At 64.5% G+C, this 16108-nt stretch carries 18 protein-coding genes; 11 read left to right on the top strand and 7 right to left on the bottom strand.

Features of this window, described 5'->3' with window-relative positions; genetic code table 11:
- Positions 1-275 precede the first annotated feature (275 nt).
- Both CO670_RS21115 and CO670_RS21110 read left to right on the top strand, forming a co-directional pair.
- Positions 276-941, top strand: a complete 666-nt coding sequence (locus CO670_RS21115) for a L,D-transpeptidase (RefSeq protein WP_097592040.1) — start codon at positions 276-278, stop codon at positions 939-941.
- Between the two features lie 13 nt (positions 942-954).
- Entirely contained in the window at positions 955-1491 is a 537-nt protein-coding gene (locus tag CO670_RS21110) for an OmpA family protein (RefSeq protein ID WP_097592039.1), read from the top strand.
- 43 nt (positions 1492-1534) lie between these two features.
- On the opposite strand, the gene CO670_RS21105 is transcribed toward CO670_RS21110, so the two are convergent.
- Positions 1535-2458 carry a LysR family transcriptional regulator gene (locus CO670_RS21105; protein WP_097592038.1) on the bottom strand — a complete coding sequence of 308 codons (924 nt, stop codon included), beginning with the start codon at positions 2456-2458 and terminating at the stop codon, positions 1535-1537.
- 103 nt (positions 2459-2561) lie between these two features.
- On the opposite strand from CO670_RS21105, the gene CO670_RS21100 reads away from it, so the two are divergent.
- From CO670_RS21100 to CO670_RS21085, 4 genes are read left to right on the top strand one after another with little or no spacing between them, the layout of a single operon-like run.
- Positions 2562-3953 (top strand): VOC family protein, encoded by a 1392-nt coding sequence (locus CO670_RS21100; RefSeq protein WP_097592037.1) that lies wholly within the window; start codon positions 2562-2564, stop codon positions 3951-3953.
- Entirely contained in the window at positions 3950-5368 is a 1419-nt protein-coding gene (locus CO670_RS21095) for an FAD-binding oxidoreductase (RefSeq protein WP_097592036.1), read from the top strand. Before CO670_RS21100 ends, CO670_RS21095 begins: the two co-directional genes overlap by 4 nt.
- Before the next feature lie 36 nt (positions 5369-5404).
- Positions 5405-6937 (top strand): aldehyde dehydrogenase family protein, encoded by a 1533-nt coding sequence (locus tag CO670_RS21090; RefSeq protein ID WP_097592035.1) that lies wholly within the window; start codon positions 5405-5407, stop codon positions 6935-6937.
- A 14-nt stretch (positions 6938-6951) separates the two neighbouring features.
- Complete coding sequence (locus tag CO670_RS21085; protein ID WP_097592034.1) at positions 6952-8190, top strand: pyridoxal phosphate-dependent aminotransferase; 1239 nt, start codon at positions 6952-6954, stop codon at positions 8188-8190.
- Between the two features lie 54 nt (positions 8191-8244).
- Here CO670_RS21085 and CO670_RS21080 read toward each other — a convergent pair whose 3' ends face one another.
- Both CO670_RS21080 and CO670_RS21075 read right to left on the bottom strand, forming a co-directional pair.
- On the bottom strand, positions 8245-8970 hold the full coding sequence (locus CO670_RS21080) for a PspA/IM30 family protein (protein WP_097592033.1): 726 nt from the start codon (positions 8968-8970) through the stop codon (positions 8245-8247).
- Entirely contained in the window at positions 8967-9401 is a 435-nt protein-coding gene (locus CO670_RS21075; protein ID WP_097592032.1) for a YjfI family protein, read from the bottom strand. Before CO670_RS21075 ends, CO670_RS21080 begins: the two co-directional genes overlap by 4 nt.
- A 102-nt stretch (positions 9402-9503) precedes the next feature.
- Here CO670_RS21075 and CO670_RS21070 point away from each other — a divergent pair, with 102 nt between their 5' ends.
- From CO670_RS21070 to CO670_RS21050, 5 genes are read left to right on the top strand one after another with little or no spacing between them, the layout of a single operon-like run.
- Positions 9504-10559, top strand: a complete 1056-nt coding sequence (locus CO670_RS21070; protein WP_097592031.1) for an ion channel — start codon at positions 9504-9506, stop codon at positions 10557-10559.
- Positions 10556-11212, top strand: coding sequence for a YjfK family protein (locus CO670_RS21065; protein ID WP_097592030.1), 657 nt, complete (start codon positions 10556-10558; stop codon positions 11210-11212). The genes CO670_RS21070 and CO670_RS21065 overlap by 4 nt, the downstream gene beginning before the upstream one ends.
- A gap of 33 nt (positions 11213-11245) precedes the next feature.
- Complete coding sequence (locus CO670_RS21060; protein WP_097592029.1) at positions 11246-11647, top strand: DUF350 domain-containing protein; 402 nt, start codon at positions 11246-11248, stop codon at positions 11645-11647.
- A 13-nt stretch (positions 11648-11660) separates the two neighbouring features.
- A complete protein-coding gene (locus CO670_RS21055) occupies positions 11661-12266 on the top strand; it encodes a DUF1190 domain-containing protein (protein WP_097592028.1) in 606 nt (201 codons plus the stop codon).
- A gap of 1 nt (position 12267) precedes the next feature.
- Complete coding sequence (locus CO670_RS21050; protein WP_097592027.1) at positions 12268-13425, top strand: glutathionylspermidine synthase family protein; 1158 nt, start codon at positions 12268-12270, stop codon at positions 13423-13425.
- Positions 13426-13437: 12 nt separating this feature from the next.
- Here CO670_RS21050 and CO670_RS21045 read toward each other — a convergent pair whose 3' ends face one another.
- The 4 genes from CO670_RS21045 to CO670_RS21030 form a co-directional block, all read right to left on the bottom strand.
- Complete coding sequence (locus CO670_RS21045; protein WP_097592026.1) at positions 13438-14016, bottom strand: hypothetical protein; 579 nt, start codon at positions 14014-14016, stop codon at positions 13438-13440.
- Between the two features lie 145 nt (positions 14017-14161).
- Positions 14162-14593 carry a SyrB2 regulator gene (locus tag CO670_RS21040; protein WP_097592025.1) on the bottom strand — a complete coding sequence of 144 codons (432 nt, stop codon included), beginning with the start codon at positions 14591-14593 and terminating at the stop codon, positions 14162-14164.
- A gap of 146 nt (positions 14594-14739) precedes the next feature.
- The gene (locus tag CO670_RS21035) at positions 14740-15375 is read right to left on the bottom strand and encodes an NrsF family protein (protein WP_097592024.1); all 636 of its coding nucleotides are present in this window, start codon (positions 15373-15375) and stop codon (positions 14740-14742) included.
- The gene (locus CO670_RS21030) at positions 15372-15929 is read right to left on the bottom strand and encodes a sigma-70 family RNA polymerase sigma factor (protein ID WP_097592023.1); all 558 of its coding nucleotides are present in this window, start codon (positions 15927-15929) and stop codon (positions 15372-15374) included. Before CO670_RS21030 ends, CO670_RS21035 begins: the two co-directional genes overlap by 4 nt.
- Between the last annotated feature and the right edge of the window lie 179 nt (positions 15930-16108).

Below are 16108 nucleotides of genomic sequence, written 5' to 3'. Positions count from 1 at the left end.
ATTCACCGAAATCAAATATGTCTGCCTCGGCGGCATCGCCTGAGGCCGGAAGCAAGGGCCGGGACGCGTCATCGACGCTCTCGGCCCGCTGCGCCCCGCGCTGGCCATGGACCGCCCATTTCTCTCTTTCCCGCAAGCATTTCGCAGATATGCTTCGTCGGGGACGCCGCTTGTCAGTCGCATAAAGAAAAGGCGCGGCGGCATTTTTTGTTGTCGCAAATGAAAAATCTGCTTTACTGCCACCTCGCTGCTTGGGCTTTAGGGGGATATAGCCGATGGTAGGGACTCGCAGAGATGTTTTGCTTGGCGGTTTGGCGTTACTTGGCGCCGGCGCGATCGGGAGGCCGGTTTTCGCTCAGGCCTCTTCCTTTTTTGCCGGCACTGCCGTCGATAACGGGATAACCTTCCGGGCGACGAACTTCGCCAGGATCGACAGGCGGTGGCACCGCCAGGTCGTCAAATATTTCAGCAGCGAGCCGATCGGCACCGTCGTCGTCGATACAAGGCATCATTTCCTCTACCTGATCATGGAGAACAAGACGGCGATCCGCTACGGCGTCGGCGTCGGCCGCGACGGCTTCAAATGGTTCGGCCGCGCCACGATCGACAGCAAATCGCTCTGGCCGCGCTGGACGCCGCCGCCGGAGATGCGCAAGCGCCATCCCGAACTGCCGGAATTCGTGGCAGGCGGCTCGCCGAAGAACCCGCTCGGGCCCCGCGCCATGTATCTGCATCGCGACGGCGTCGACACCGGCTATCGTTTCCACGGCACGCTGGAACCCTGGAGCATCGGCAAGGATGCCTCCAGCGGCTGCATCCGCATGTTCAACGAGGATGCGATCGATCTCTACCAGCGCTGCCCGATCGGCACCGCCGTGCAGGTCCTGCCGCATATCGCCGACCAGGCCCCGCCGGCCACCGAAGTCACCGCGGTCGAATAAGGAAGACGCCCCGATGTTTGTTTCGACCGGATTTGCGAGCCGCCTTTTCACCGCGGCCATGCTCCTGGCGCTTGCCGCCTGCTCCACCACCGATATCGCCTCCGTGGAAGAACCGCCCGCCGCACCGATGACCGGCCAGACCAACGATCCCGCTCCCGGCTTCGAAACTGTCTCGGCCGGCAGCGAAGAGGACTTCATCCTCAATGTCGGCCGGCGGATCTATTTCGCGCAGGATTCCGCCAGGCTCGATTCCGTCGCCATGGCGACGCTGGACAGCCAGGCCGCCTGGCTCGCCCGGAACCCGAACTGGCTGATCAAGCTGCAGGGCTTTGCCGACGATTCCGGCTCCGAGGCCAAGATGAAGACGCTGTCGCAGCAGCGCGCCGATGCGGCGATGGCCTATCTCGTCTCGAAGGGCGTCGACGCAAGGCGGATGTGGGCGAAGGGCTACGGCAACGACCGCGAAGTGCGCGACTGCACGGAACGCTCCTGCAAGGTGCAGAACCGGCGCGTCGTCACCAATCTGCGCGCCCAGCGCGACGAGGTCTGATCCTGACTTGGTGTGATCGGACGGCTTGCGCGCCGACCGATCATTACCCGCGTGTCTCGCTTTGCGCGAAAGCATCGCTTCCGACCTGCGCGGTCAGCCATTCGACGAAATTCCTCGCGGTGGCGTTCTGCCGCTTCTCCTCGGGAACGGCGATGTAATAGCTGTTGTCAGTCGCCATCGGCAGATCGAAGAGCGAGACCAATATGCCGCTGCGCAGCTCCTCTTCGATCAGATATGAAGGAAGCAGGGCAGCACCCAGCCCTGCGACGGCCGCGGCAATGATCATCGAGAACTGGTCCAGCCGCAGGCCGCGATAGGCGTTGTCGCTGACGACCGCATGCGCGTCGAACCAGTCCGACCAGAGCCGCGGGCGGGTCGTCAGGTGGATGAGCGGTATGGTCGACAGGCCGCTCGGGTCTTCGAGCGCCCATCGCTCCGCCACCGCGCGCTTGACGACGGGCAGCACGGTCTCGTTGCACAGGAAGGTGCAGGTGGCGCGCGGCCAGACGGGCTGGCCGTAATGAATAGCCAGATCGAAATTCTCCTCCTCGAAGACGAAGGGCTGCGAGCGGGACTCGATGGTGACGGCGACATCGGACAGCGCCATGAAGCCGCCGAGCCGCGGCACCAGCCAGCGGGCGCCGAATGTCGGCAGGGTTGCGATATGCAGCGACTGCCGCATATGCTCGGCGGCCATGGCGCCGATCATGAGTTTTTCGGATTGCCCGAGCAATTTCCGGACATCCGGAAGGAAGCGCGCGCCGGCTTCCGAGAGAACCACGCGCTGGCGCACTCTTTCGAACAGCAGCAGCCCCGTCTGCTGCTCCAAATCCCTGATTTGCCGGCTGACTGCGCTTTGCGTCAGGTTGAGTTCGGCCGCTGCGCGGGTGAAATTCCCGTGGCGCGCGGCGGATTCGAAAGCCTGCAGATTGGCAATGTCGGGTATCAGCCTTCGGCGCATGGTCATTCCATTTCCGCATCAACTGAACATCTAATCTCACAACACGAGCGGCACGACAACGCATAAGGTGCGCGCCAGCCGATCGCAATTTCCCTTGAAGGAGGTGGCCATGCAAAACCACGTTTCATCAGACGACATCCGCTCAGCCTTTTCCGCCGCCATGTCCGCCATGTACCGCCAGGAGGTGCCGGCCTACGGCACGCTGATGGAGCTGGTCGCCCGGGTGAATGGCGAGGCGCTGGCTGCGGACCCCGAATTGAAGGAACGGCTCGACGCCACCGACTCGCTCGATCGCATCTCCGAGGAACGCCATGGCGCGATCCGCCTGGGGACATCAGCCGAACTCGCGATGATGCGCCGCGTCTTCGCCGTCATGGGCATGTATCCCGTCGGCTATTACGACCTTTCGACGGCCGGCGTTCCCGTCCATTCCACAGCCTTCCGGCCGGTCGGCGAAGCCGCGTTGAAGCGCAACCCGTTCCGCGTCTTCACTTCGCTCCTGCGCCTCGACCTGATCAAGGACGAGAGCCTGCGCGCCGAGGCCGAGGCCGTGCTTGCCGGGCGCCGGATCTTCACGCCGGGTGCCGTCGAACTGACAGAAAAGGCGGAGCGCGACGGCGGCCTCGACAAGGCCGAGGCCGGCCGCTTCGTTTCCGAAGTGCTCGAAACCTTCCGCTGGCATGACAAGGCCAATGTCGATGCCGGCATGTACAAGCGCCTGCACGATGCGCACCGGCTGATCGCCGATGTCGTGTCCTTCAAGGGGCCGCATATCAACCACCTGACGCCCCGCACGCTCGATATCGACAAGGTACAGGCGCTGATGCCGGAATATGGCATTGCGCCGAAGGCCGTCGTCGAAGGCCCGCCGACGCGCAAATGCCCGATCCTGTTGCGCCAGACCTCGTTCAAGGCATTGGAAGAGCCGGTTTCCTTCGCGGCCGGCGACGGCAGCTGGAAGCCCGGCTCGCACACCGCCCGCTTCGGCGAAATCGAGCAGCGCGGCATCGCGCTGACGCCGAAGGGCCGCGCGCTCTACGACGAACGCCTGGAAGCGTCGCGCAAGATCGTCCGCCCGGCCGCCGACGGCTCCAACGCTCGCGAATACGAGGCGGCGCTGGCAAAGGCCTTCGAGGGCTTCCCGGACAGCTGGGCCGGCATTCGCCAGGCAGGCCTCGGCTATTTCAGCTACTCCCTTACCGAAAAGGGCCGCGCGGCCGGTTCGCTCGCATCCGGCGATCTCGAGGCGCTGATCGCCGACGGCCTCGTTCGCTTCGACCCGATCGTCTACGAGGATTTCCTCCCCGTCAGCGCCGCCGGCATCTTCCAGTCGAACCTCGGCGACACCGCGCAGCAGGAATTCGTGGCAAGCCCGAACCAGAAGCGCTTCGAAATCGATCTCGGCGCCACGGTTCTGAACGAGTTCGACCACTATGCCGGCATCGAAGCCGCTTCGATCGACCATTGCCTCGGCGCGCTGCGTTCGGTTGCCGCGGAATGACGCTGGAGCGTGCACATATCGACGCGTTGACGGCGATCCTCGGCGACAAGGGCGTGCTCACGCAGGGGCTGGAAGCCTATGAAACCGGCGCCCGCTACGACCGCGGCCGCGCCGCCGCGGTGCTCCGGCCGAAGTCGACCGGCGAGGTATCGGCGGCTGTCGCCTATTGCGTGCGCCACGCCATCCCGCTCGTCCCGCAATCCGGCAATACCGGCCTGGTTTCCGGGTCGACGCCCGACGCTTCCGGAAACGAGGTCGTGCTCAGCCTGGATCGTATGAGCGGCGGCATGGATCTCGATCTCGACAACCGCTCGGTGCGGGTCGATGCCGGCATGCGGCTTTCCGATCTGAACGCGCGGCTCGCAGAGCACGGCCTGTTCTTCCCGATCGATCTCGGCGCCGATCCCCGCATCGGCGGCATGGTCGCGACGAATACCGGCGGCTCCCGCTTCCTCAAATATGGCGACGTGCGCCGCAACACGCTCGGACTGACGGTCGTGCTCGCCGACGACGAGGGAACCGTGCTCGACCTGCAAAACCATCTGCGCAAGGACAATACCGGCGTCGACTGGAAGCAGCTCTTCATCGGCACGTCGGGCGCCTTCGGCATCGTCACCGAATGCGTGCTGAACCTCGAACCCCTGCCCCGGCAGGTCGCGACGGCCCTTCTGGTGCCGGCCGGCGGCGCGCAGGTGCTACCGCTGCTGCGGGCGATGGAAGAGAGGCTCGGCGCCTATCTCTCCGCCTTCGAGGGCATGTCCGCCAACGCCATCAAGGCCGCCTTCGCGCATGTGCCGTCGCTGCGCAACCCCTTCCAGGGCGGCCATGTTCCCGATTACGTCATCCTGGCGGAAATCAGCCGGACCTGGGCGCCGCGCGAGGGCGAACAGCCGCTCGATGCCGTGCTCGAAACCGCGCTCGCCGAGATCTGGGAGCTGCCGTCCGCGCCGCTCGCCGATGCCCTGCCCGGCCCACCGCGGGAAATCTGGGCTCTGCGCCACAGCCTGTCGGAAGGCGTCAAGCATCTCGGCAAGCTGATCGCCTTCGACCTTTCCTTCCGCAGGGGAGACATCATGGCTTTCTGCGACCGCATGAAGGCGGAGATGCCGGCGAAATTTCCCGGCGTCGCGATCTGCGACTTCGGCCATATCGGCGATGGCGGCGTGCACTTCAATCTCGTCGTGCCGAAGGACAGCCCCCTGCTGCAGGACGAAACCTTCGAGGGCCGGCTTCGGGACTGGGTCTTCGCCGTCGCCGTCGGGGAATATAGCGGCAGCTTCAGCGCCGAACACGCGATCGGCCGCCGCAACCAGGCTTTCTACGATCGCTATACATCGGAAAAACGAAAACATATGGCCGCCGGCCTGAAAACGCTCACCTCGCCGGCCCGGCTCGGCAGCGTGCGTTTCGGCTGAATTAGGCCATACGAGAAAGAAAACAGGAGCTCGATCATGAACATTGCAACTGCCAAAATCGACGTCGTCCGGGAAGCCGCCGCACTTCTGGAGAAGCTCGGCGTCGCGAGAGACCTCTATACCGGCGGCGACATGGCTTCCTACAGCCCGGTCAGCGGCGAGCAGGTCGCGAGCCTGAAGACTGTCTCGGCATCCGAGGCCGCCGCCAGGATCGAAAAGGCCGACAAGGCCTTCCGCGTCTGGCGCCTGGTGCCGGCGCCGAAGCGCGGCGAACTGATCCGGATCTTCGGCGAGGAGCTTCGCGCCTCCAAGGCCGATCTCGGCCGCCTGGTTTCGCTGGAAGCCGGCAAGATCCCGTCGGAAGGGCTCGGCGAAGTGCAGGAGATGATCGACATCTGCGATTTCGCCGTCGGGCTTTCGCGCCAGCTTTACGGCCTGACCATCGCCACCGAACGTCCCGGCCATCGCATGATGGAAACCTGGCATCCGCTCGGCGTCGTCGGCATCATCTCCGCCTTCAATTTCCCGGTCGCCGTCTGGGCCTGGAACGCGGCACTTGCCATCGTCTGCGGCAATCCCGTCGTCTGGAAGCCCTCGGAAAAGACGCCGCTGACCGCGCTTGCCGCCCAGGCGATCTTCGAACGGGCGCTCGCCCGCTTCGGCGATGCGCCCGAGAACCTGTCGCAGGTCTTGATCGGCGACCGAACGATCGGCGAGGTGCTGGTCGACAATCCGAAAGTGCCGCTGGTCTCGGCGACCGGCTCGACCCGCATGGGCCGCGAGGTCGGCCCACGGCTGGCCAAGCGTTTCGCCCGCGCCATTCTCGAACTCGGCGGCAACAATGCCGGCATCGTCTGCCCGTCTGCCGATCTCGACATGGCCCTGCGCGCCATCGCCTTCGGCGCCATGGGCACCGCCGGCCAGCGCTGCACCACCATGCGCCGCCTGTTCGTCCATGACAGCGTCTACGACCAGATCGTGCCGCGCCTGAAGAAAGCCTATGCCTCGGTTTCGGTCGGCAACCCGCTCGAATCCGCTGCCCTCGTCGGTCCGCTGATCGACAAGGCGGCCTTCGACGCCATGCAGAAGGCGATCGCCTCGGCTGGAGAACATGGCGGCAGCGTCCATGGCGGCGAGCGCGTCGCACTCGGCCATGACGGGAGCTATTATGTGAAGCCGGCGCTCGTCGAAATGCCGAAGCAGGCCGGCCCGGTGCTGGAGGAAACCTTCGCGCCGATCCTCTACGTCATGAAGTACAGCGATTTCGACGCGGTGATCGACGAGCACAATGCGGTGGCAGCCGGCCTCTCCTCGTCGATCTTCACCCGCGACGTGCAGGAATCCGAGCGTTTCCTCGCCGCCGACGGCTCCGACTGCGGCATTGCCAACGTCAATATCGGCACGTCGGGCGCTGAAATCGGCGGCGCTTTCGGCGGCGAGAAGGAAACCGGCGGCGGCCGCGAATCCGGCTCGGATGCATGGCGGGCCTACATGCGCCGCGCCACCAACACGGTCAACTATTCGAAGGCCCTGCCGCTGGCGCAAGGCGTTTCCTTCGATATCGAATAGGATCGGATGACGGCATGACGATCACCACCCGGATCGAGGAGGCAGGCTTCAGGCCCGCCTCGCGCATCGCCTCAGTCGGCGTTTCGAAAATCCTGCAGATCGGCGCGCGTGCCGCGGCCATGAAGCGCGAGGGCCTGCCCGTCATCGTGCTCGGCGCCGGCGAGCCGGATTTCGATACGCCCGACAATATCAAGGAAGCCGCCAAGGCGGCGATCGACCGCGGCGAGACGAAATATACCGCCCTCGACGGTTCGCCCGACCTCAAGAAGGCGATCGTCGAGAAGTTCCGCCGGGAGAACGGCGTCGACTACGCGCTCGACGAGGTGAGCGTCGCAACCGGCGCCAAGCAGATCCTCTTCAACGCCTTCATGGCGAGCCTCGATCCCGGCGACGAGGTCATCATCCCGACGCCCTACTGGACCTCCTATTCCGACATCGTCGAAATCTCAGGCGGCGTCAGCGTGCTGATCCCCTGCGACGCCAAAGCCGGCTTCCGGCTGATGGCCGACCAGCTGGAAAAAGCAATCACGCCGAAGACGCGCTGGGTGCTGCTCAATTCGCCGTCCAACCCATCGGGTGCCGCCTATGGCGCCCAGGATTACCGGCCGCTGCTCGACGTGCTGCTGCGCCGTCCGCATGTCTGGCTGATGGTCGACGATATGTACGAGCACATCGTCTATGACGGATTTCGCTTCGTCACGCCGGCTGCGCTGGAGCCGCGGCTGAAGGGCCGGACGCTGACGGTCAACGGCGTTTCCAAGGCCTATGCCATGACCGGCTGGCGCATCGGCTATGCCGGCGGGCCGAAAGCCCTGATCAAGGCCATGGCCGTCATTCAGAGCCAGGCGACCTCCTGCCCGTCCTCCGTCAGCCAGGCCGCTGCGATCGAGGCCCTGAACGGGCCGCAGGATTTCCTGAAGGAGCGCCAGGAGAGCTTCCGCCGCCGGCGCGACATCGTTGTAACAGGGCTGAACGCCATCGAGGGGCTGGAATGCCGGACGCCGGAAGGCGCCTTCTACACCTTTTCCGGCTGCGCCGGCGTGATCGGCAAGACGACGCCGAAAGGCAGGAAGATCGAAGCCGACCACGACTTCACCGATTATCTGCTGGAGGAGGCTCACGTCGCCGTCGTGCCGGGTTCAGCCTTCGGCCTGTCACCCTATTTCCGCATTTCCTACGCGACCTCGGAGGGCGAACTCATCGAAGCGCTGGCGCGCATAGACCGCGCCTGCCGTCTTCTGACGAAGGGCTGATAACGAATAGGCCCGGCCGGGGTCGGCGATAAGTCCGACCCCGGCCGCAGCCGGTTACCTCTTGTCCGATGGCGGAGGCAGCAGAGCGGCCGGGGCCGCCGGCGCCATCAGCTGCGCAAGAATGTCGTCGGCCGATTGGCTCGAACCGCCGATGCCCGCCTCGCGAAGCTGACGGTCGAGATCGCTGCCATCTTCGAGGGCTGCGAGTTCGGCGCCCGCCTCGATCCGGCCGGCAACGGCTTCCTGACGCTTCTTGATGCGCTCCAGGCTCTGGACGGCGCTGCCGAGGCGGGTGTTGATCCCGGACTGGCTGTGCGCGATCGCCGACTGCGCCCGCAGCAGCGACTCGTTCGCCTTGACGTTTTCGATCTCGCGCTTCATCTGCGTGATGCGCGCCTCGGTGTCCTGGATGGTGCGCAGCATCTGCTGCTGGCGCGGCAGCAGGCGGTCGAGCTCGTCCTGATCCCGCTGCACCTCGGCCCTGACGGTGGCGATGCGCTGCGCCAGTCCCTGGGCCAGATCCGTCCGGCCGGCGGCGATGGCGGCCCTGGCGCTTTCGGTATCCTTGTATTCCTTGGCGCGGTTTTCCTCGAGCCGCCGGTTGACGCTCTTGTTCGAGGCCATGATGCCCGCCAGATCCGAGCGCGCCTGGCGAAGCGACTGCTCGGCATCCCGGATCTCCTGATCGAGAATGCGCATCGACTGGCTGTCGGCGGCTGCTTCGGCCGCCTCGTTGATACCGCCGCGAATGGCGGTGAAAATCTTGCCCCAGGTGCTCACGCTGCAATTTCTCCCTTCTTCCACTCTTCGACCATTCTGGCCGCATCGACCGCATTGGCGGCAAGAATCGCCACCTCCTCGACGATGGTATCGGCGCGCGAGCGCGCCGAGAGCGAGCCGAACAGTTCATACCATTCCTCGCCGCCGATGGTGGTAATCCCGAAGCTGGAGAGCGGCACGAATTTATGCGTCTTCAGCACCATGCGCTCGAAAGCCTCCCGCTTGGGAACCTCCTTGCATGGCAGAAGAACGGCGCTGACCAGAATGTCGCGCTCGCCGCTCACCGTCACGAAGACATCGAGATCGCCTTTTTCCTTGAGGGTCACGCAGATCACGTCGCCCTGATCGGGCACGGATACGTCGACATCTCCCAAGGGTTCGGGATCGGCTGCGAATAGGCGGGTCAGGGTCGTTAGGGTCCAGGTCTCCAAAAGATCCTCCGTCGGCTGAAAGTATCGTCAGTAACAATCTAAAGTTTGCGAGGCCTACATAAGTTGATATATGTCCGGTCGGCAACAGGGGAATGGACTCGCTTGATATTTCTCGGCTCGATCTTGCGGCGTGTCTATCTATCGCTGAGCGAGCTGACATGGTCGGCGCTGCTGTCGATTTTCGCCGTCCATCTCGTCGCTTCCTATGCGCTGCTCGCCTTCGCCGGCGAAAGCGGGCTCGTCGGCAACCTCTTCGATTTCATCTATTACTACATGGTGACGGCGACGACCGTCGGCTATGGGGACATCTCGCCAAGATCGGAGGCCGGCCGACTGCTCGTCGCCCTGTTCGTCCTTCCCGGCGGCATCGCCATCTTCACCGCCGTTCTCGGCAAATTATTGACAGGCATAGGCACGATCTGGAGGAACCGCATGCGGGGATTGGGCGATTACGGCGAAAGAGCCGGCCATGTCATCGTGGTGGGCTGGCAGGAGGGGCAGACGCACCAGGTGCTGCGGCTGCTGCATACCGAGCGGCAGGCGCACGAACCGATGAGCGTCCTGATCGCCAAGGACCTCGCGGAAAATCCGGCAAGCGATTGCGCCGATTACATCCGCACCGAACGGCTGGCGGATGCCGATGCGCTGACGCGGGCCGGCGCGGCCGGAGCCCGGTCGATCGTCATCCGCGGCGCAAACGACGACGAGACGCTGGCCGCGGTGCTGATCGCCGAAGAACATGCACCCGCCGCCCACATCGTCGCCTATTTCCAGGACGACCGCACCGCCCAGATGGTCAAGCAACGCCGGCCCCGCGTCGAAGCGGTGGGATCACTTGCGGAAGAACTGCTGTCGCGCTCGGCGCGCGATCCGGGCTCGTCCGAGATCGCCGCGCGTCTTCTATCGGCCGCATCGGCCGACACCGCCTTCTCGCTGCTGGTGCCGCCGCTCTCCGCGCCGCTGAGTTACGGCTCGGTCTTCCTCAGCCTCAAGCGTCAGTACAACGTGACTCTGGTCGGGATGCTGCACAAGGGGGTGACCGATCTCAACTGCCGCGACGACCTGCAGCTTCGGGGCGGAGAGACACTTTACTACATCAGCGAAATGCGGTTGAGTTCGGCCGCCATTGGCTGGGCTCAACTAGGGGATGCGCCATGATCGGCTGGTTCGGGGGAAACAAGAACAAGACATTCGCGGCCGAGCGAGGCCCTCTCGGCGTTAGCATCGGCGGGGCGCTGGAGATCGATTTCCTCTCGCTCGAAGCCGACGCGCTGACGGGCACGCCCGCCATGCCGCTGCCGAAGAGCGGGCCGTTCATCATCGCCGCCTACGGCCAGGTGCAGCTCGATGCCGCAACGACCCTCTCGCGCTATTACGACGACGAGCACCGCATGGTGCAGGTCATGTCGGCCTCCGGCGCGGTCGGCGAAGCAATCGACGATGTCAGCTTCTACTGGCCCTGGGACAGCGTCGTGCCGGTCAGCCACAGCGAATGGAACCGATGGACCGGCCCCAACGGGCTGATCGGCCAGCCTTCCTATGACGCCGACGGCATCCTCTTCAACCGCTTCTGGGGAGAAGGGCCGGAACGCGCCGAACTCGTCGAGTTCGTCGAGACCATCGACGACGGCGAGGTGCAGCGGTCCATCCATCAGACCTGCATGCTCTATTACCGCCCGCTTGGCAGAACCCGCGAAATGCTGCTGCTCAATGTCGAGCGCGATCTCGAGCAGGGCCAAAGCCTTGCGGGGAGTTCCATCGAATTCCTGATCGGCTACGGCATCGCCCCGGCCGATGTCAGGCGGGTTTGAAGGCTTTCGATTTATCCATGGAGGAATTTCATTATGCTTGATTACGTGGCGGGACTTCCGGCCTTCCTGATCTATTTTGCCATCGGTCTCGCTGCCTATGGGGTTTTCGGCGCAGTTTACACGCGGCTCACCCCGCACAGGGAAGTCGAGCTGATCCGCTCCGGCAATCTCGCCGCGGTCACGGCTTTCCTCGGCGCGCTTATCGGCTTCAGCCTGCCGCTCGCCTCGGCCGCCGCCAATTCGGTCAGCATCGTCGACTACATCATCTGGGCCATCATCGGCACGCTGGTGCAGGTCCTCGGCTTCTTCATCGCCAACTTCACGATGCAGGATCTGCACGAGAAGATCACCCGGGGCGAAATCGCGGCAGGTCTGTGGGGCGGCGGCATTGCTCTGGTGATCGGGATCCTCAACGCCGCCTGCATGACCTACTGAGGGAGAGGCCGCCATGCGTAGACGTCTGACCGGCCGCCGGCCGCCAGTTCTTGCACTCGGCACCATTGCCGTTTCCACCATGATGCTCTCCGGATGCGGAGACGATCCCGGCGACTCGCAGGTGATGTTCACCTCCGTCGACCAGTGCGTATCGGCCGGCATGGACCAGCAGGTGTGCCAGGCCGCCTATCAGGATGCCATGCGCGCCCATCTTGCCACGGCGCCGCGCTTCGACGGCATGGCCGCCTGCGAAGCCGAATTCGGCTCAGGCAAATGCGCCGAAGAGCCGAAGAGCACCGTCACCAACAACACCAGCGCCACGGGCAGCTTCTTCATGCCGTTTCTCAGCGGCTACCTGCTGTCTTCGGCGCTCAACAATATCGGCGATTATTACACCTATCGCCGGCGCCAGGAGGAAAGCGGCGGCTCCGTCTATGTCGGCGGCGGCTCGACGCCGATCTATCGCAATCGCTCCGGCGAGCTGGTGACGACGGTGCGATCGGGCAAGGGCGACAGCGTTGCACCGGTGCGCCAGACGATAAAGCCCGTCAACGTCAACACCCGCACCGTCGCCCGCCAGGGCTTCGGCGGCCGGTCATCCTTCAGTTTCGGCGGTTAGGATGAAGCGCATCACGCTTCCGGCGCGCCCGGACTGGCTCGACAAGGCCCGGGCGGTCGGCTTCGGCTTTCACGAAATGTACGGCGAGCCCTATTGGCTCGACGACGCCGCCTACACCTTCACGCTCGAGCAGATCGAGACCGACATCGAAGCGCCGAGCCAGGAACTGCATGATATGTGCATGGACCTGGTCGGCGACATCGTCAACGATGAGGAGACGCTCGACCGGCTCGCGATCCCCGCCGACCTGCGCGACGTCGTGCAGCGCTCCTGGCACCGCGGCGACCGGCATCTCTATGGCCGCTTCGACCTCGCCTATGATGGGACGGGCCCGGTCAAACTTCTCGAATACAATGCGGACACGCCGACCGCCGTGTTCGAGACCGCCTTTTTCCAGTACAACTGGCTGACCGACCAGATCGGCCTCGGCGTCCTGCCTGATGGCGCCGACCAGTATAATCTACTGCAGGAAAGCCTTGTCGAGGCGTTCGAGCAGTTCCCCCGCGATTCCATTTTCCACTTCGCCGTCATGACCGACAACGAAGAGGATCGGGGCACGACAGTCTATCTGATGGATTGCGCCATCCAGGCCGGCCATCGCGTGCAATTGCTCGACATCGGCGAAATCGGCATCGATGCGCAGGGGCGCTATACCGATATGCAGGATCGGGTGATCGATCGCTGCTTCAAGCTCTACCCCTGGGAATTCATGATGCGTGAGCCCTTCGGGCAGCAGCTCATCCGCAGCGGCGATGTCTTTATCGAACCGGCCTGGAAAGCCGTGCTCTCGAACAAGGGGCTTTTGCCGCTGCTGTGGCGCCGCCACCCCAACCATCCCAATCTGCTGCCGAGCTATTTCCCAGACGATCCCAAGGCATCGGAGCTGACGGACTATGTGCGCAAGCCGCTCCTGTCGCGCGAAGGCGAAAACGTGACGATCTTCCGCGATGGAAAGGAATTCGACGCGGCGCCCGGCGGCTACGGCGAAGAGGGCTTCATCGTTCAGGGCTATACGCCGCTCTTCGAAGGCCCCGGCGGCTTCGCGGTGCTCGGCAGCTGGGTTGTCGGCGACCGCGCCTGCGGCCTCGGCATCCGCGAGGACAAATCGCGCATCACCGCCAACCTCTCGCGCTTCGTCCCCCACGTCATCCTGGACTGACGGAGACGAAGCTTATGCGCGGTGGAAACGCTCGAGCATTTTCTTAAGCTGCGCATTCTGGCGATGAAGCTTCTGCGCCAGCTCGCTTCGCAGCGCCCTGATCTCCTCGTCGAGGCTCGCCACTTCATCGAGGAAGGGATCGCGCGACGGCGGCACCGGCGCGCGATCCGCAGCGGCAACGCTTTTGGCGACCACATCGGCCTGCGCCTTCTTGGCACGACCCTCACGTTTCGCCGGCGGCTTCCGTGAAGGCTTGGCGCGTGTCCCGGTCTTCACCGCCGCGGCATCCGCTTCGGCAAGCGGGGCCTTTGCATCGTCAAGCGCCGGCGCTTGAACCTCTTCGGCATCGACCGGCGGCTCCGATGCCGCGCCGGCATCGTGAACAGCTTCCGTTTTGCTCAATGCCGCCGGCGGCCGGTCTTCTGAGACATGCGCGCCGGAGGCGGCCGCATCGGACGGAGCCGCCGGGGCGGATTTCGCTTCGCTTTCGCTCGCCTCGGGATCGGCAGTGCGTCCGGTCGAGCGCTCCTCCGGTTTCGCCGGCCGGCGGCGTGACGTCAGATCGGCCAGAAATCTCCACGGTGTCTTCATGATGTTCGACCCTCCCGCAATACGAGCTGCGATTCTACTGCAGCGACTATATCCTCAATGGTCGTTCGGCCGGGCACATCGAATGCGCCCGGCGAAATGAAATCGATGGCTGAAATCGGCGTCGTGACCTGTCCGCTTAGGAGACTCAGGCAAGCCCGAGCTTCTTGCGCAGCTCGGCATTTTCCTGGCGCAGCTTTTCCGCCAGGCTCTTGCGGAGCCGCTTGTTTTCCTCTTCGAGCTGAATGAGATCTTCCAGCTCGTCGATGGCGGGCGCGGCAGCCTTGGCCGGCTGCGCGGCAGGCTTCGCCGCCTTCTTCGCGGCAGCGGCCTTGGGCACGCTCTTGCCAGCGGCGGCCTTCGTCACGGCCGGCTTGGACCTGGCGCCCTTCGACCGGCCGTCGGGCTTTGCCGGGCTTGCCGCCGGTGCCGGCGCGCTCACCGCTTCCGACACGGTCGGCGCCGCCTCGGCAGCAGCCTTCTGGCGCCGCGGCGCACGCTGCTTCTTCGCGTCGGTTTTCACGGATGCGGCCGTCTCCGCAGCCGCGGCGGCGGAACCTGTATTATTCTCGTCAGCCATCAGTCGTCTCCTCTATAGCCACGTCTCTTTTCAACCGGTTGAAAGACGGAGTCAACAAAGTTACTTGGGAAGAAAGCAGCGGCCGCAGGCAAGACTGCACGGCGCAAGAACGAACGGCGGCGCCTGAAATTCCAGCGCCGGGAAAACTACCAGCGCAAGATGCGCCGGCCGACCAGCGACCCCGCCACGGTGACGATCGCAATGGCCAGGACGTACCAGCTCATGAGGAAGAGCGGGCTGTCGTCAGGGCAGTGCCAGGCATAGATCGCCGCCGCAACGGCGCCGGCGGCAAAGCCGGCCGCGGCACCCGCCGCGGCGGGATCGTCGGGCGCGGCATTCTTCAGCGCCAGCATGAAACCTGCCAGCGGCGCCAGCGCCAGGACGGGGATGAAGAAGACGCAGAAGCCGGCATTGTTGCCGATCATGCTCGCCGCCCAATCCTGTTCCGGCACCGTGAAAAGCTCGGCGATAACGGCAGCGACGAGCAGTGCCGCCGGCAGGAGCAGCGCCAGCACCCGCGCCCTCAGCGGCACGCCCGGACGGCCGATCTGGAAGACGAGGCGCGACGCGAGGAACGCCAAAAGCAACGTCTCGCAGATCTTGAAGAAAACCCGCGCCGTCTCGAAGACGGTCTGCATGTTGTGGCGCAGGCCGATCGTCGAAACCATCAGCGTTGCGGATATCGTAATACCGATCAGCAGCGCCAGCGCCATCATGCGGCCAAGCCGCAGGTGCACCGGCGCATCTTCCGACAGGAGATTGATCAGCTCATCCGTTTTCACGTCTCTTCACTCCGGTAAAGCGCGGCGAGCGTTTTCAGCGCCCGGTGGAGGGCAACACGCACCGCGCCCTCACTCATCTTCAGCCTCTCGGCCGTCTCGCGTATGCCCGCCCCTTCCATGGAAATGGACCGGACGATATCGCGCTGCGGATCCCTCAGGCGCTCCAGCATATGCTCGGCATCGAGCCGATCCAAGTTGCCGGCCTGCTCTTCGGCCTCCAGCGTCGCCATCACGTCGTCGATCGGCACGTCGACATGGCGGCCGCGACGGCGCAGGCTGTCGATCAGCTTGTTGCGCACGATCGTCGACAGCCACGGGCCGATCGGGCGCGCCGGATCCCACGTTGCGCGCTTGAGGTGGACGGCGAGCAGCACTTCCTGCACCACGTCCTCCGCCTCGCTTGCCGGTGCGCCGAACTGGTCGCAACGCCGGCGCGCCATCGCACGCAGATGCGGTGTGACGGCGGAAAGGAAGCGGTGATAGGCCTGCGTATCGCCCTTGATGGCGCTGCGCATCCAGCCTGCCCATTCCTCTTCTCGCGCCGAATGTTTCACCCGACATAATCCCCTACGGATGGGCACACATTTTTGTTACCGCGACGGCGAAATTCTTTCGTGCGGCCCTGCAGCCCTTCGTTTCCAGGCTTTTCGCCCGCGGTTGCGCAAAGGGCAAGGGTGCGCTTCTAAAAAAATCGAACCGGCCGCTGTAACAACGGCAGCTCTCTCTCCGTAGC

It is taken from the genome of Rhizobium sp. J15 (genome assembly GCF_002531825.1).
Taxonomy (GTDB): Bacteria; Pseudomonadota; Alphaproteobacteria; order Rhizobiales; family Rhizobiaceae; genus Rhizobium.
This window is presented reverse-complemented; position numbering and strand designations above follow the sequence as displayed.

Coding starts and splice junctions, on each gene's coding strand:
- CO670_RS21050 (WP_097592027.1), top strand. CDS start 12,268: ATGAAGCGCATCACGCTTCCGGCGCGCCCGGACTGGCTCGACAAGGCC.
- CO670_RS21040 (WP_097592025.1), bottom strand. CDS start 14,593: ATGGCTGACGAGAATAATACAGGTTCCGCCGCCGCGGCTGCGGAGACG.
- CO670_RS21060 (WP_097592029.1), top strand. CDS start 11,246: ATGCTTGATTACGTGGCGGGACTTCCGGCCTTCCTGATCTATTTTGCC.
- CO670_RS21090 (WP_097592035.1), top strand. CDS start 5,405: ATGAACATTGCAACTGCCAAAATCGACGTCGTCCGGGAAGCCGCCGCA.
- CO670_RS21085 (WP_097592034.1), top strand. CDS start 6,952: ATGACGATCACCACCCGGATCGAGGAGGCAGGCTTCAGGCCCGCCTCG.
- CO670_RS21055 (WP_097592028.1), top strand. CDS start 11,661: ATGCGTAGACGTCTGACCGGCCGCCGGCCGCCAGTTCTTGCACTCGGC.
- CO670_RS21105 (WP_097592038.1), bottom strand. CDS start 2,458: ATGACCATGCGCCGAAGGCTGATACCCGACATTGCCAATCTGCAGGCT.
- CO670_RS21065 (WP_097592030.1), top strand. CDS start 10,556: ATGATCGGCTGGTTCGGGGGAAACAAGAACAAGACATTCGCGGCCGAG.
- CO670_RS21115 (WP_097592040.1), top strand. CDS start 276: ATGGTAGGGACTCGCAGAGATGTTTTGCTTGGCGGTTTGGCGTTACTT.
- CO670_RS21100 (WP_097592037.1), top strand. CDS start 2,562: ATGCAAAACCACGTTTCATCAGACGACATCCGCTCAGCCTTTTCCGCC.
- CO670_RS21095 (WP_097592036.1), top strand. CDS start 3,950: ATGACGCTGGAGCGTGCACATATCGACGCGTTGACGGCGATCCTCGGC.
- CO670_RS21110 (WP_097592039.1), top strand. CDS start 955: ATGTTTGTTTCGACCGGATTTGCGAGCCGCCTTTTCACCGCGGCCATG.
- CO670_RS21045 (WP_097592026.1), bottom strand. CDS start 14,016: ATGAAGACACCGTGGAGATTTCTGGCCGATCTGACGTCACGCCGCCGG.